We start from the raw sequence: 16,553 nt of genomic DNA, 5'->3' as shown, positions 1-16,553 counted from the left end.
TTATTATTTCAACAAATTAGTTGCTTCGTCTGGAAACACTAATGAGGGCTTAAATGTTTTAGCCTCTTCTATGTCCATAAAACCGTAAGTAATTAATATAAGTACATCTCCAGGAGAAACTAATCTTGCCGCTGCACCATTAAGCGTTATTTCTCCACTGTTTCTTGGTCCAGGAATGGCATAAGTTTCTAATCGAGCTCCGTTATTATTATTTACAATTTGAACTTTTTCACCTTGTACAATATTAGCGGCATCCATTAAATCTTCATCAATAGTAATACTACCAATATAATTAAGGTCTGCGCCTGTTACTTTTACTCTGTGAATTTTTGATTTTACTACTTGTATTTGCATGGTGCAAAGTTAATTAATTAAGTGCTAAATTATCTATTAATCTAATATCATCTGCATAAGCAGCAACAAACGCACGATACGTTTTAGATTTAGACTTTCTTTTTACTGTTTTTAGAGTTGCAATATCGGCAATAATAAAGTATTCAAGTTCTAAGAATTTGTTTTTTGCAAATTGTTTCTCTACCCACTCTGTTACTTCTTTAGCACTTTTTGTGCCAAATTTTTCTTTGGCAGCGGTTAGTGTTTTAAAAATAAAAGGTGCTGCATTTTTATAATCTGGTTTTAGTCTCTCGTTTCTAGAACTATAAGCTAAACCATTATCTTCTCTATAAATATCACAACCTTTTACAGTAACGGGAATATTATATTTTTGAGCAAGTTTTTTTATTATTGCCAGTTGCTGAAAATCTTTTTCTCCAAAATAAGCAATATTAGGAGTTACAATCTCGAAAAGTCTTTTAACAATAGTACCAACACCATCAAAATGGCCCTGTCTAAACTTACCTTCCATTTCGAATTCTAAGCCATCAAAACTAAAATGTTCAGATTTTGTATTCCCTTCGTATATATCATTAACACTTGGAGCATAAACCAGAATTTTATTAGAAACCGTTTTTAAAAGCTCAACATCACGCTCTAAAGTTCTTGGGTATTTTTTTAAATCCTCTTCATTATCAAACTGCGTTGGGTTTACAAAAATACTAACCACACAAAGATTATTTTCTTGCAATGCTCTTTTTACCAAAGACATGTGTCCATTATGTAAAGCTCCCATAGTTGGCACAAAACCAAAGGTTGTTCCTTTTTCCTTTTCCTTAGAAATGAGGACTTGAATTTCAGATTTATTAGTGCAAACAATCATATTTAATATAAAATTAACGGTTGCAAACATAATATATTAGTCGCAAACTGCATAAAATTTTGTACTTTTGCGTGTTTTTTAATTTCATTTTTTAATGTTGAATTACTTTTTAAGTGTTTCAGCCTAAAAGAAAAAACAGAAAAACCAGAACATAAATCGAATAAAACTAACGTATGAAAGATAAGAGAATATTATATGTGTCGTCTGAAGTAGTACCATATTTACCAGAAACAGAGATTTCTTCAATGTCGTTTGAAACTCCAAGAATGGTAAACCAACAGGGAGGACAAATTAGAATATTCATGCCTAGATATGGAAACATTAACGAAAGAAGACATCAATTACACGAAGTAATAAGACTTTCTGGAATTAATTTAGTGATTAATGATTTAGATATGCCACTTATTATTAAAGTTGCATCTATACCAAAAGAGCGTATTCAGGTTTATTTTATTGATAATGATGAATACTTTAAAAGAAAGGCAACGTTAACTGATGAAGACGGAAAATTGTTTTCAGATAATGATGAACGTGCCATTTTCTTTGCTAAAGGAGTAATTGAAACTGTTAAAAAATTAAATTGGTCTCCAGACATTATTCATGTGCATGGATGGCTTGCTTCTTTACTACCACTATACTTAAAGCAGTTTTATAAAGACGAACCTCTATTTAACGAAAGTAAAATTGTTACCTCGGTATACAATCAAAGCTTTGACGATACGTTAAATAAAGACCTAATTAATAAAGTAGCTTTCGATAACATCGATAAGGATGCAATAAAAATGCTAGAAAAGCCTACTTACAATAATTTAATGAAGGTTGCTATAGACAACTCAGATGCTTTAATAATTGGCTCTAACGAAATCCCTAAAGAACTAGAAGATTACCTAGCAAAAGCAGACAAGCCTGTTTTAGATTATAAAGAAAAAGATGAGTTTGCTGAGGCATACACAACTTTTTATAATGAAAGTGTTTTATAATACACGAAGAAAAATATTTTATGAAAAAAATGATTAAAAGCCTCAAGTCTGTCGCCCTACTTGGCTTAATTTTAGTAATTTCTATATCTTGTGATAACGATTTTACTAATATAGAAAGTAATATTCAAGGTATAAAAAACTTTGAAGCTACAAGTAAATTATTCCCATTTACAGCAAAAACTCAAAATTTCACTCCTTTTTCTGGAGGGTTAAATGATGAAAAAGGTGTACAAACAAATAATTTAAATGGAAAAGTTTTTGGTGTTTACAAAAACCCAACTAATGGTTTTGGTGCAACTGTAGCTAGTGTTATTTCTCAAGTTGCACCGTTAACATACAACCCTGATTTTGGTAACATAAATAGAACTATCGAATCTGTTTGGCTTAACATCCCATATTATTCTACTCTAGAAAGCACAGATGCCGACGGTGATAACACTTACACTTTAGACTCTATTTACGGTGATACAGATCAAGAATTTAAATTATACATCTATAGAAGTAATTATGTGCTTAGAGATTTAGATCCAAGTTCAGACTTTGAAACCACACAATCTTACTTTTCTAATCAAGGAGATTTATTTGAATCTGTTTCAACAGCTGCAGATTTAATTTATACTGATGAAAATTTCAAAATAAGTGCTAGTGAGCATACAGTTTCTGAAATAATTGATGGAGAAGAAGTTATTGAGCGTATCACTCCAGGAATTAGACTAAATCTTTTAGACGCTGGTCCAAATTCTAGTAACAACAATGTTTCTTTTTGGGAAAGTATTTTCTTTGACAATCAAGATAGCGAAATATTAAGTACGCAAAGTAATTTTAAAGATTTCTTTAGAGGCTTAATTATAAAAGTTGTTCCTGTAGACGAAACAAACCCTAACGGAAGTTTAACTTATTTAAATTTCGATTCAGGAAGTATAGTTTTCGATTACACAAATCTTGAAGAAGAAAATGCAGAAGCAGCAGGAGAAACTTACGATACAACAGAATACACTTTAGAATTTAATGGTAATATTGTAAATACATTTAATCAAATTAATGCAGTTGATCATGACGGTGATGAAGACAACCTATACCTACAAGGCACAGATGGATCAATGGCTGTAATAGATTTATTCTCTGGAGACATACAAAATGAAGACGGTGATTTAGTCCCTTCTCTTGATTATTTTGTTAGCAAAAATGGCAAATGGTTAATTAACGAAGCTAACTTAGTATTTTATGTAAACAAAGACCTTGTAGAAGGAGACGAACCTGATCGAGTTACACTTTACGATCTTAAAAACAATGCTCCAATTATAGATTATTTCTTAGATGGAACAACTAACACTGCGCAACCTGAATTTTCAAAAATTTTGTTTTCAGAAACACTAGAAAGAGATTCCGAGGATAATGGAGTAAAATACAAGATTCGTTTAACATCACACATTACAAATATTTTACAAAACGATTCTACGAATGTTAAATTAGGATTGTTTCTAGTAAATAATATTAATGTGACTTCTGGATCTACAATTCAAGGAGTAAATAATGATGATGACGATAGCACATTAGACATGATACCTAGTACAAGTATTTTAAGTCCTAAAGGAACAATTTTACATGGATACAGTGACAATGTCGATACGCCATTAAGAGCAGAGTTTGAAATTTTTTACACAGAACCAGAAAATTAAATATATATGTGTGGTATAGTTGGCTATATAGGCAAAAAAGAAGCGTATCCTATTATTCTTGAAGGATTAAAAAGACTAGAATATAGAGGTTATGATAGTGCAGGAATTGCTTTGTACGATGGAGAAAACATAAAATTATCTAAAACAAAAGGTAAGGTAGCAGATCTAGAAAGTAAGATTAACGAAGGAATGCAAACTAGTGGATCTGTAGGTATAGGTCATACACGTTGGGCTACACATGGAGTTCCAAACGATGTTAACTCTCACCCTCATTATTCTAATTCTGGTGAGCTAGTAATAATTCATAACGGAATTATTGAAAACTACGCTTCAATAAAAAAAGAACTTATAAAAAGAGGATACACTTTTACTTCTGACACAGATACAGAAGTATTAATAAACCTTATCGAAGATGTAAAAAAGAACGAAAAAGTAAAGCTAGGTAAAGCTGTACAAATAGCACTTAACCAAGTTATTGGTGCGTATGCTATTGCCGTTTTCGATAAAAATAAGCCAGACGAAATTGTAGTAGCTAAATTAGGTAGCCCACTTGCAATTGGTGTAGGAGAAGATGAATTTTTTATTGCCAGTGACGCAACACCTTTTTTAGAATACACAAAAAAAGCAATATACCTCGAAGATGAGGAAATGGCTGTTGTGCGTTTAAAAAAAGGAATAAAAATTAGAAAAATTAAAGATGATTCTTTAGTTGCCCCTTACATTCAAGAGTTACAACTTAACTTAGAACAAATAGTAAAAGGTGGTTACGATCACTTTATGTTAAAAGAAATACACGAACAACCTGAAGCTATAAAAGACACTTATCGCGGAAGGATGTTAGTAAAAGAAGGCATAATAAGAATGGCCGGTATAGATGATAATCTTGAACGCATAATTAATGCAAACAGAATTATTATTATTGCTTGTGGTACATCATGGCATGCTGGTTTAGTTGCAGAATATATATTCGAAGACTTAGCTAGAATCCCTGTTGAAGTAGAATATGCATCAGAATTTAGATATAGAAATCCTGTAATTACAGAAAAAGATGTTGTTATTGCTATCTCACAGTCTGGAGAAACTGCAGATACTTTAGCAGCTATTAAATTAGCAAAATCTAAAGGTGCATTTGTCTTTGGTGTTTGTAACGTTGTTGGTTCATCTATTGCAAGAGAAACACACGCGGGAGCTTATACTCATGCTGGACCTGAAATAGGTGTAGCATCTACAAAAGCTTTTACTACACAAATTACTGTACTTACATTGATAGCTCTTAAGTTAGCTAAAGAAAAAGGTACTATTTCTAAATCCGATTTCCAGCTTCATTTACAAGAACTAGAACTTATCCCGAGTAAAGTAGAAAAAGCTTTATTACAAGACGAACATATAAAAACAGTAGCTCAAACTTATAAAGATGCAAAAAACTGTTTATATCTAGGTCGTGGTTATAATTTCCCAGTAGCATTAGAAGGTGCTTTAAAATTAAAGGAAATTTCTTATATTCATGCTGAAGGTTATCCAGCTGCAGAAATGAAACATGGACCTATTGCTCTAATAGATGATCAAATGCCAGTTTTTGTAATTGCTACAAAAAAAGGACACTATGAAAAGGTAGTAAGTAACATTCAAGAAATAAAATCACGTAAAGGAAAAATTATTGGTATTGTAACAGAAGGAGATGAAGATGTAAAACATCTTGCTGACCATGTTATTGAGGTACCAGAAACGATAGAGTCTTTAACACCGTTGTTAACTACCATTCCTTTACAATTGTTATCTTATCATATAGCAGTAATGCTTGATAAAAATGTAGATCAACCTAGAAATTTAGCTAAGTCTGTTACAGTAGAATAACACCTGTTAATACTATTTTAAGAGAATAGGCCTAAATTATCAAATACTTAAAAAACACCGTTTTTTTTATCATTAGTATAAAAAAAGACGGTGTTTTTTTTTATATTTTTATTATGCACGCATAATTTTTGTTAACTTTTTTTTAAGATATAGTTAAAAAACGTATATTGGCTTATATTAAATTAACTAAATCTAAAAAATGAGAACAAACTTATCAATTGTATTGTTGCTGTTTTGCGCGTTTGCTTTTGCACAAACCACAATAAGTGGTACTGTTATGGACAATAATGGAACTCCAATTCCTGGCGCAAATGTTATAGTAACAGGAACATCTTCGGGAAATGTAAGTGATTTTGATGGTCAATTTACATTAAAAACAGATAGTAATCCTCCATTTTCTGTTCAAGCTAGTAGTGTTGGTTTTTCTACAGAAACAATGGATGTAACTTCTAAAAATCAAACATTAAATTTCGTTTTACAAGAAGGTAGCGTTCTTGACGAAGTGGTTCTTTCCGCTTCTAGAACTCCAGAACGTATTTTCGAATCTCCTGTAACGGTTGAACGTTTTGGTCTTAAAGAGATTAAAAACACAGCTTCTGCAGATTTTTACGGTGGATTAGAAAACCTTAAAGGTGTAGATGTAAATACTAATAGTTTAACCTTTAAATCTGTAAATACACGTGGTTTCGCAACATTTGCAAATACAAGATTTATGCAATTAGTAGACGGAATGGACAACTCTACTCCTGCTTTAAATTTCCCAATTGGAAACTTAGTTGGTATGGTTGAAACAGATGTGCAAAGTGTAGAATTGCTGCCTGGAGCTTCTTCAGCTCTTTATGGTGCAAATGCATTTAATGGTGTTTTATTTATGAGAAGTAAAAATCCATTCGATCATCAAGGTGTTAGAGTTTCTTTGAAAAGAGGTATTACTTCTCAAGAAGCTGCAGGAGATAATGCATATACAGATGTTGGAATAACAATGGGACATAAGTTTTCAGAAAAGTTTGCTGCAAAAGTAAATTTTGGATACTTAAAAGGTACAGATTGGCAAGCAACTAGTGAAATAGATAAAATTGATCCAAATAGAACTCGTGCTAATACTAACTACGATGGTATTAACGTTTATGGAGATGAAGTTTCTACAAACATTAGAGCTGCATCAGGACTTGGTTTTATTCCAGATGTTGAAGTAAGTAGAACTGGTTATAATGAAAATACTTTAACAAATTATAATGCTGAAAGTATAAAAGCAGATTGGGGACTCTACTATAGACCAATTGAAGATAACAGTTTAGAAATTTCTTACGTTGGAAAAGTTGGTACAGGTACAACAATTTATCAAGGAACCAATAGATATAACATTAATGGCTTCTTTCAACAACAACACAAATTAGAGGTTAAGAATGATAATTTCTTTGTTAGAGCTTACGAAGTTTCAGATAAAGCTGGTGATTCTTATGATATGGTATTTACCGGAATTAACATTAACAGGTCATGGAAAAGTGATGAAGATTGGTTTGGAGATTACATAGGTAATTATGCAAATATAGAACTAGCTGGAAACCCTCAAGGTTTAACAACACAACAAAAACACGATGCTTCTAGAGCTGTTGCAGACGAAGGTCGTTTTTTACCAGGATCTACAGAGTTTAAAAATGCTTTCAATAGAATTATTAAAGATCCAGATTTAGCTACAGGTTCTCAATTTAGAGATGCTTCTAAATACTTCCACAGTGATGCTAATTACAACTTTAGTCATTTAGTAGATATTGCAGACATTCAAGTTGGTGGTTCTTATAGAAAATATAATTTAAATTCTGGAGGAAGTATATATACAGATTTAGATGGTCCGATTGAATATTCTGAATATGGTGTTTATACTCAAATACAAAAAGATTTAGAACTTAATAATGATATGAAATTAAAATTAACGGCTTCTGGACGTTATGATAAGTCTGAATTATTCGATGGTTTTTTCTCTCCAAGATTATCTGCAGGTTTAACACTTAATAGAGATCATAATATCAGAGCTTCTGTTCAAACAGGATTTAGAAACCCAACTACTCAAGATTTATTTATAGGTCTAGATGCAGGTAGAGCAATATTAGTAGGTTCAGCACCAAGCAACTTAAATAGATATGTTAGAACTTTCGAAGTAAGTACTGCTGCGCAAGGAACAAACCCTGCTCAAGGTGGATATGGCCAACCTGCAACAATTACACAAACAGGTGCAGCCGCTTATAATAATTCTTATTCTGCTAGCTCTGTACAAGATTTCGCTAACACTCAAGATGTAAACTCTTTAAAAGTTGCAAATCCAAACATTATTAAGCCAGAACAAGTAACTTCTATGGAAATTGGTTATAGAGGTAAATTCGATAAATTAATTGTAGATTTTAGTACATACTACAACAAGTATCAAGACTTTATATCTCAAGAAGTTGTTATATCTCCTTACTATGGAGTAGTTGGAGACGGTGCATTATCTGCAGGAGCAATTGCTAATGGTGATTACCAAGCATACAGTGCTTACACAAACTCAGATATAGATGTAAATTCTTATGGTGCATCACTTGGTTTATCTACTAAAGTACTTGATGGTTTTGATTTAAGCGGAAGTTATACGTTTACAAAACAAGATTTTGATAGAGCATCTAATCCAGATTTTCAAACAAACTTTAACACACCAGAACATAAATTTAAGGCTTCATTTGGTCATACAGAGGTATTTACAAACTTCGGTTTTAATGTATCATACAGATTTAGCGATGATTATTTCTGGGAAGCAACTTTTGGAAATGGTATTGTACCAGAATTCCATACAGTAGATGCACAAATAAACTATAAAGTACCAAGTTTAAAATCTGTAATAAAAGTAGGAGCTACAAATCTTACAGGTAGCGAGTATTTTACAGCGTTTGGTACAGGATTTATAGGATCTATGTACTACGCATCATTAACAATTAATAACTTATAAAATGAAGACATTTAAAAACTTAAAATATATAGGGCTTCTAGCAATTGCTGTAAGTTTAACAGCCTGTAATGATGAAGAAGATTTTGAAGAATTCTTAGATGAGCAACCACAACCTACAGTAGTATTACCAGCATTAAACGCAGGTTCTGTAGACTTTTCAAACTATGTTGCCCTAGGAGCTTCATTTACAGCAGGATTTACAGATGGTGGTTTATTTATTGCATCGCAAGAAAACTCTTTCCCAAATACACTAGCAAAACAATTTGCTAATGCAGGAGGAGGAACTTTTACGCAACCTTTAATGTCTGACAATTATGGAGGACTAGCCCTTGGAGGTTCAAGAATTCAAGATCCAAGATTAGTTTTTGGAGGAGCAGGACCAATTCCTTTAGAGGATGCAATAGGCCCAGTAACTGTAGGGACTGATTTATTATCACCTCCGACTGGACCTTTTAACAATGTTGGAGTACCTGGCGCAAAAAGTTTTCATATGATTGCTCCCGGATATGGTAATTTAGCAAACTTATCTGCAGGGTTAGCAAATCCATATGCAGTAAGATTAACAGGAGCAACACCAGATGCCTCAATGTTAGAATTAGCTGCTGCTCAAAATCCAACATTTTTTACACTAAGTGAAGTTGGTGGTAATGATGTATTAGGCTATGCAACTACAGGTGGTGACGGTACAAACCCTATTACACCTAATGCAACTTTTGATTTTTCATTAAACACAATTGTAAATGCTTTAACTTCTAATGGAGCTAAAGGAGCTATTGGTAACTTGCCAGATATTACAAGCTTATCTCACTTTACAACTGTACCTTTCAATCCATTAGATCCAACAGATTCAAGTTTTGGTCCACAAATCCCTTTATTAAACTCAATATTTGGAGCATTAAACCCAATATTTAATGCTGTAGATCCTGCGAGAGCAATTGTTTTTTCTGAAACAGAAGCAAGCGCAGTAGTTATAAAAGATGAAAGCTTAGCAGATATCTCAGGAATAATTATAGCACAATTAAATGCTAGCCCAACATTCCCTGCTTTTATAGCTCAATTTGGGCTACCACCAGCAGCTGCACCATTAGTAGCAAACCTTTTGGGGAACACTTATGGACAAACAAGACAAGCAACCGCAGAAGATTTATTTGTATTACCTAGTTCTAGTGTAATAGGAACCGTTAACACTACTAATGTAGGAGTATTAATGGGTCAAGGTTTACCTCAAGCATTGGCTGGACAATTTTCTGTAGAAGGTATAACTCTACCTTTAGAAGACAAATGGGTATTACTACCTTCAGAACAATTAGAAATAGCTAATGCTACAGCAACTTACAACGCTTCAATTTCAGCTATTGCTTCTGCAAAAGGATTAGCTTTAGTAGACTTAAATAGTATTTTAACACAAGCAACTACAACAGGTGTTCAATTTGATAGTTACAATTTGGATACAAGATTAGTTTTTGGTGGTTTAGTAAGTTTGGATGGTATTCATTTAACAGCTAGAGGTTATGCTTTAATGGCAAATTCTTTCTTAGATGCTATTGATACCACTTACGGTTCTAACTTTAGAGCTTCTGGAAATGTTGCTAAGGCTGATGATTTTGGAGTAAACTACTCTCCTCAGTTATAATAACAACAAAAAAACAACATAATATAAAACGCCTTCTTATTGAAGGCGTTTTTTTATACATAAAAAGCTTGGGAAACAACTTTTATTTTAAATTAAATCCCCTATCTTTGCACGCGAAAACCGAAGGTGTTTTCAAACAATTAAATCGCATAATATTAAATAGATAAGTAATGTCAAAAGTTACAGGTAAAGTTGCACAAATAGTAGGTCCAGTAATCGATGTAGAATTCGGAGCTGGTGCTGAACTTCCAAAAATTTACGATTCATTAGAAATTAAGAAAGCTGATGGTTCATTATTAGTATTAGAAGTACAATCTCACATTGGTGAAGATACAGTACGTACTATTGCTATGGATTCATCTGATGGTTTAAGTAGAGGAACAGAAGTTAATGCTACAGGCGCTCCTATTCAAATGCCAGTTGGTGGTGATGTTTACGGACGTTTATTTAATGTTATTGGTGATGCTATCGATGGTTTAGGAGATTTACCTAAAGCTGGTGATGCTGGTTTACCAATTCACAGAAGCGCACCTAAATTTGAAGATTTATCAACTTCTACAGAAGTATTATTTACAGGTATTAAAGTAATTGATTTAATTGAGCCTTATGCAAAAGGTGGTAAAATTGGATTATTTGGTGGTGCCGGAGTAGGTAAAACTGTATTAATTCAGGAGTTAATTAACAATATTGCAAAAGGACACGGTGGACTTTCTGTATTCGCAGGAGTAGGTGAAAGAACACGTGAAGGAAACGATTTACTTCGTGAAATGTTAGAGTCAGGAATTATCAAGTATGGTGATGACTTTATGCATTCTATGGAAGAAGGCGGTTGGGATCTTCAAAAAGTGGACAAAAACATAATGAAAGAGTCTAAGGCTACTTTCGTATTCGGACAAATGAATGAGCCACCTGGAGCACGTGCACGTGTTGCATTATCTGGTTTAACAATTGCTGAATATTTTAGAGATGGAGCAGGTGAAGGACAAGGAAAAGATGTACTTTTCTTCGTCGATAACATATTCCGTTTTACTCAAGCTGGTTCAGAGGTATCTGCATTATTAGGTCGTATGCCTTCTGCCGTAGGTTACCAACCAACATTAGCAACAGAGATGGGAGCAATGCAAGAGCGTATTACTTCAACTAAAAGAGGTTCTATTACATCTGTACAAGCGGTTTACGTACCTGCAGATGATTTAACAGATCCAGCACCAGCAACAACATTTGCTCACTTAGATGCAACAACAGTATTATCTCGTAAAATTGCAGAGCTAGGTATTTATCCTGCGGTAGATCCATTAGATTCTACTTCAAGAATTCTTACTGCTGATATTTTAGGTGATGAGCATTACGATTGTGCACAGAGAGTAAAAGAATTATTACAACGTTACAAAGAATTACAAGATATTATTGCTATTCTTGGTATGGAAGAATTATCTGAAGAAGATAAAATGGCTGTAGGTAGAGCAAGACGTGTACAACGTTTCTTATCTCAACCTTTCCATGTAGCAGAGCAATTTACAGGTCTTAAAGGTGTTTTAGTAGATATTAAAGAAACTATTAAAGGATTTAATATGATTATGGATGGTAAGTTAGATCATTTACCAGAAGCAGCTTTTAACCTTAAAGGTTCTATTGAAGAAGCTATTGAGTCTGGAGAGAAAATGCTTGCAGAGGCCTAAGCCAAAGCAAGTGCTGAATTTATTTCAGCATCTTATTAATATAAATGAGACTTCTGTTTACACGGAAGCTTTTAAATAAAATTTAAAAGATGTATTTAGAAATTGTATCACCAGAAGCAACTTTATTTAGTAGTGAAGTAGACGCTGTAACTGTACCAGGATTAAATGGAGAGTTTCAGATGCTTAATAATCACGCAGCAATTGTAGCTGTTTTAGCAGAAGGAACTGTTAAAATAAACACACATACACAAAGTCATCTTGTTTTTGATGATTTACATGGTAGTGTTATACCGCATGCTGATGACAATAAGGTTTTAACTTTAAAAATAAAATCTGGAACATTAGAAATGAAAGATAATAAGGCAATCATTTTAGCTGATTAATTTATTACTCACAATAAATAAAAAACGCGAAACTTATGTTTCGCGTTTTTTTTATGCTTAATATTTTGAATAGTATCTTTAAATCTTATTTGTATAAGTTTATTTCTTCCACTCTAAACTCTCCATAATTCTCATAATATCCTTTTGTAGATAATTTGCTGCAGGCAGAATAGAATCGTAATTAGGTTTCGCGTAAAAATAAAGAGATCCTGTTATAAAATGATTAATACTATCGGTTACATAAAACTGTGATTGTGAAGCTGCATTACCACCAACATCGTAAAACATTCCATAAACTTTACGTTCTGGGTTTTCGTAAACAATACCATCTATAACATCGGCTTTTTGCGTATGCTCTTGAGTAAAATTTTGCGCGTTTATAAGATATGTCCTTAATAACTTTTCATTGTGTTCTAGAGCCTTATAAGTAATATAAATCGTCCCTTTAAGGTTGGGATATTCTATATTAATACCATAACTGGTAGTTTCTCCTTTAAGTGTTTTAGTTTTTAGGTTTTTACCTAAAGCATTACGATCGAAAGTAAAAGGCATTTTTGTAATATCTTCCGTTTTGTAAATAGCTTCTGGATATTCTAATGCTAAATAAGCCTTAGGTTTTGGTTTAGGATCTTCGTTACAGGAAACTAATAATCCTAATGAACAAATTGCTAAAACAATATTTTTATAGTTTATTTTCATAAAAATTAGTCTGTGAAATATATAGACTGTTTTAAGGTATAGTTATTTTAACTCTTTTAATTCTTTTTTTATCTAAAGCTTCAATAGTAAATACGTAATCTTCAAAAAGTATTTTACTTGCTTGCCTAGGAAAACTACCTGAAATCTGTAGAATAAAACCTGCAAGCGTTTCGGCTTCACCTTTATTATCTTCAAAAACAGTTTCTTCTTCAAGTTTTAAAATCTTGTAAAAATCTTTTAATGCCGTTTTACCTTCAAATACATAATTATTATCGTCTAGTTTAGAATAATGTACGTCTTCATCATCAAACTCATCACTAATATCTCCAACTATTTCTTCGATTATATCCTCTAAAGAAACCAGACCAGAAGTACCACCATACTCATCTACAACTACAGCTAAATGCACTTTCTTTTCTTGAAATTCCGTCATCAAGTCGTCTAACTTCTTATTTTCAGGCACAAAAAAGGGCTCTCTAAGTAAAGTGGTCCAATCGAACTCTTTAGTTTCTACATGAGGCAATAAATCTTTTACATATAAAATACCTTCAATAGTATCTACATTATCCTTATAAACAGGAATTCTAGAATATCCATTAGTAGTTATTTCATGGATAATTTCGCTATACTTTTGGTCCATATTTAAAGCAAAAATATCTAATCTAGGTCGCATAACTTGCTTTGTATCTGTATTACCAAAAGACACAATACCTTTTAAAATTTTATGCTCTTCTTGCGTAGTATCCTCATCGCTAGTAAGCTCTAATGCTTGAGATAATTGATCTACACTAAGGTTAGATTTTTGTTTACCAAGTTTACTATGTATACCAAGTGTTATTGCTCGCATTGGTAAGCTTATTGGAGAAAAAACAAAATCTAATACTTTTAACGGATAAGCCATAAAAGAAGCAAATTTTAAATTATTTCTACTTGCATAAACTTTAGGTAAAATCTCTCCGAAAAGCAAAATTAAAAAGGTTACAACAACAACTTCTAAAACAAATTTAACAACAGGATTAGAAATCCCTTGAAACATAAAATTCCCTAGAAATGCAAAGAGAATTACAATAGCGATGTTTATAAAATTATTGGCTACTAATATAGTTGCTAATAACTTTTTTGGCCGTTCTAATAGTTTACTAATAATTTGAATAGCCTTACTAGACTGCACATCTTCTTGTTCTAAATCTGCTCTTGTTAATGAAAACAATGCGACTTCGGCTCCAGAAATTAATGCCGAAAAAAACAATAACACAAACAGTAAAATAAAGCCAGAGATTGCAGAAAAATCTATAGCTAAAAATTGTATAAATAAACTCGTGGGTTCAGGGTCCAATGGTTACAAATTAAGATTAAAATGGTAAATCGTCATCACTAGCAGCTTTACCTGCTTGTTCTGTATTATTCTCCACCTGTTTTTGTGGCTCTGCTGGTTGTGGAGCAGCAGCAGCTTGACTGTCTTTTTTAGTTGTTAAAAAAGTGAATTCGCTAGCTTGTATTTCTGTACTGTAACGATCGTTACCAGATTCGTCTTGCCACTTTCTAGTTTTAATTCTACCTTCAATATATACTTTATCGCCTTTAGTAAGGTACTTTTCGCAAATTTCGGCAGCCTTATTTCTTAAAACAATATTATGCCATTCTACGTTAGTAACACGCTCGTTAGTAGTTTTATTTGTGTAAGTTTCGTTTGTTGCCAACGGAAATCTACCTACACAACCTCCACCTTCGAAATAATGCATTTTAACTTCATCTCCTAAATGTCCAATTAACATTACTTTATTTAACGTTCCAGCCATATTCTTATATAATTACAGTGCAAAATTACATTTTTACTATTGATAAACTTAAATTTAATAAAAAAGAAAGACTAATTTAACTTAAAACACTAAAAATTAAAGTTTTCAATAAAATTACCTATTAATATAGGCACAGGAAAATCTTTTATACTTTCTACTGAAACACCTTCTGAGAGCTTTTGGTCTGTACTAACAATCCAAAACTTTGTATATAGATGCTGATGAGAAAGTTTATGCACAATATCTTTCTCATTATATAAAGACACACTAAACTTTTTATTTTTTAATTCTGAGAAATCTTTTAAACTATTTTCAACTTCTGACACTTCTGAAGGCTTCAAGGTTTCAATTAAAGGAAATTGATATAGATTTTGCCAAATGCCTTTACCTTCACGTTTTTCAAGAATTGTTTTTCTATCTGAAGATAACAATACAATAAAGTTGAAGTATTTTTTCTTAACCTTTAAGGTTTTCAGCTTGACTGGCAAATCGGTTATTATACTTTTTTGAAGCGCTACACACTTGCTATTAAAAGGACAAATAGTGCAATCTGGACTTTTAGGCTTACATTGCCTAGCACCAAATTCCATAATTGCTTGATTAAAAGTTGCAGGATCTTTTTTATCTATTAACTCTTGAGCTAAAGCTTTAAATTCCTTAAAACCTTCTCCTTTATTAATAGGAGTAGAAATTCCATAAATTCTTGATAAAGCGCGATAAACGTTTCCATCTACAACCGCAGTAGTTTCATTAAAACAAATAGAAGCAATTGCACTGGCAGTATAATCGCCAACTCCTTTTAATTTTATTATCTCTTTATAAGTACTAGGAAATTGCCCATTTAATTCATTTACTATATATTTAGCCGAAGCATGTAAATTTCTAGCTCTTGAATAATAACCCAGTCCTTGCCAAAGTTTTAAAATTTGGGATTCTTCTGCGTTAGCTAAATCAAAAACCGTTGGGTAATTAGTGGTAAATGCGACGTAATATGGAAGACCTTGGGCAACTTGTGTTTGTTGTAATATGATTTCGGACAGCCAAATAAAATAAGGATTTGTAGTGTTACGCCATGGTAAATCTCTTTTATTAATTGAGTACCAGGTAATTAGTTTTTTAGTTATGTTCATTTATGGAATAAGATTCGCAAACAAAAGTAATTCTTTATAGCATTAAATTTTAATGAATTAGGTTTGAAATATTGAATATTTAATTCCTATATTTGCCAACCCTTAAGAATAGTAATAACACAAACAAGAGAAAGACAATGACTAAAGCTGATTTAGTATCAAAAATTTCTGAGAAATTAGGAATTGAAAAAGGAGACGTTCAAGCAACTGTAGAAACATTCATGGAAGAGGTTAAAACATCTTTAGAAAGTGGTGACAATGTTTACTTACGTGGATTTGGAAGTTTCATTATAAAGAAGAGAGCTGAAAAGACTGGTAGGAATATTTCTAAAAATACTACTATTAAGATTCCAGCACACAATATACCAGCATTTAAACCTGCAAAAGTTTTTGTAGAAGGTGTAAAAACTAATGTTGACGTAAAGTAATTACAACATAAAACGAATTATTAATTTAAAACCAGACATCTTATGCCAAGCGGTAAAAAAAGAAAGAGACACAAGGTTGCAACGCATAAGCGT

Annotated in this window: 14 protein-coding genes; 8 read left to right on the top strand and 6 right to left on the bottom strand. The window is 32.4% G+C overall.

Annotated elements, in window-relative coordinates; translation table 11 throughout:
- Positions 1–3 precede the first annotated feature (3 nt).
- Complete coding sequence (gene panD, locus Q0935_RS06435) at positions 4–354, bottom strand: aspartate 1-decarboxylase (RefSeq protein ID WP_055434675.1); 351 nt, start codon at positions 352–354, stop codon at positions 4–6.
- Positions 355–367: 13 nt separating this feature from the next.
- Positions 368–1,216: a pantoate--beta-alanine ligase gene (gene panC, locus Q0935_RS06430; protein WP_299383546.1), complete on the bottom strand. Its 849-nt coding sequence runs from the start codon at positions 1,214–1,216 to the stop codon at positions 368–370.
- A 173-nt stretch (positions 1,217–1,389) separates the two neighbouring features.
- On the opposite strand from panC, the gene Q0935_RS06425 reads away from it, so the two are divergent.
- The 7 genes from Q0935_RS06425 to Q0935_RS06395 all read left to right on the top strand — a co-directional run bounded on the left by Q0935_RS06425 (position 1,390) and on the right by Q0935_RS06395 (position 12,404).
- Complete coding sequence (locus Q0935_RS06425) at positions 1,390–2,196, top strand: glycogen/starch synthase (protein ID WP_299250098.1); 807 nt, start codon at positions 1,390–1,392, stop codon at positions 2,194–2,196.
- A 29-nt stretch (positions 2,197–2,225) separates the two neighbouring features.
- Positions 2,226–3,875 carry a DUF4270 domain-containing protein gene (locus Q0935_RS06420; RefSeq protein ID WP_299383542.1) on the top strand — a complete coding sequence of 550 codons (1,650 nt, stop codon included), beginning with the start codon at positions 2,226–2,228 and terminating at the stop codon, positions 3,873–3,875.
- A gap of 6 nt (positions 3,876–3,881) precedes the next feature.
- On the top strand, positions 3,882–5,729 hold the full coding sequence (gene glmS / locus Q0935_RS06415; protein ID WP_299250102.1) for a glutamine--fructose-6-phosphate transaminase (isomerizing): 1,848 nt from the start codon (positions 3,882–3,884) through the stop codon (positions 5,727–5,729).
- 199 nt (positions 5,730–5,928) lie between these two features.
- A complete protein-coding gene (locus tag Q0935_RS06410) occupies positions 5,929–8,709 on the top strand; it encodes a TonB-dependent receptor (protein WP_299383538.1) in 2,781 nt (926 codons plus the stop codon).
- A 1-nt stretch (position 8,710) separates the two neighbouring features.
- The gene (locus Q0935_RS06405) at positions 8,711–10,342 is read left to right on the top strand and encodes a G-D-S-L family lipolytic protein (protein ID WP_299383534.1); all 1,632 of its coding nucleotides are present in this window, start codon (positions 8,711–8,713) and stop codon (positions 10,340–10,342) included.
- A 170-nt stretch (positions 10,343–10,512) separates the two neighbouring features.
- The gene (atpD, locus tag Q0935_RS06400) at positions 10,513–12,021 is read left to right on the top strand and encodes a F0F1 ATP synthase subunit beta (protein ID WP_055434668.1); all 1,509 of its coding nucleotides are present in this window, start codon (positions 10,513–10,515) and stop codon (positions 12,019–12,021) included.
- An 89-nt stretch (positions 12,022–12,110) separates the two neighbouring features.
- Entirely contained in the window at positions 12,111–12,404 is a 294-nt protein-coding gene (locus Q0935_RS06395; RefSeq protein WP_299250110.1) for a F0F1 ATP synthase subunit epsilon, read from the top strand.
- Positions 12,405–12,503: 99 nt separating this feature from the next.
- On the opposite strand, the gene gldD is transcribed toward Q0935_RS06395, so the two are convergent.
- The 4 genes from gldD to mutY form a co-directional block, all read right to left on the bottom strand.
- Positions 12,504–13,103: a gliding motility lipoprotein GldD gene (gene gldD / locus Q0935_RS06390; RefSeq protein WP_299383528.1), complete on the bottom strand. Its 600-nt coding sequence runs from the start codon at positions 13,101–13,103 to the stop codon at positions 12,504–12,506.
- 31 nt (positions 13,104–13,134) lie between these two features.
- Positions 13,135–14,439, bottom strand: coding sequence for a gliding motility-associated protein GldE (locus tag Q0935_RS06385; protein WP_299383525.1), 1,305 nt, complete (start codon positions 14,437–14,439; stop codon positions 13,135–13,137).
- A gap of 16 nt (positions 14,440–14,455) precedes the next feature.
- Positions 14,456–14,902, bottom strand: coding sequence for a single-stranded DNA-binding protein (locus Q0935_RS06380; RefSeq protein WP_299383523.1), 447 nt, complete (start codon positions 14,900–14,902; stop codon positions 14,456–14,458).
- An 89-nt stretch (positions 14,903–14,991) separates the two neighbouring features.
- Positions 14,992–16,032, bottom strand: coding sequence for an A/G-specific adenine glycosylase (gene mutY, locus Q0935_RS06375; protein ID WP_299383520.1), 1,041 nt, complete (start codon positions 16,030–16,032; stop codon positions 14,992–14,994).
- A 137-nt stretch (positions 16,033–16,169) separates the two neighbouring features.
- Here mutY and Q0935_RS06370 point away from each other — a divergent pair, with 137 nt between their 5' ends.
- A complete protein-coding gene (locus tag Q0935_RS06370) occupies positions 16,170–16,460 on the top strand; it encodes an HU family DNA-binding protein (RefSeq protein ID WP_055434662.1) in 291 nt (96 codons plus the stop codon).
- Positions 16,461–16,553: the final 93 nt, after the last annotated feature.

This window comes from uncultured Lacinutrix sp., assembly GCF_947500605.1.
Classification (GTDB): Bacteria; Bacteroidota; Bacteroidia; order Flavobacteriales; family Flavobacteriaceae; genus Lacinutrix.
The sequence above is the reverse complement of the archived record's forward strand: the minus strand, read 5'-3'. Positions and strand labels throughout refer to the sequence as shown.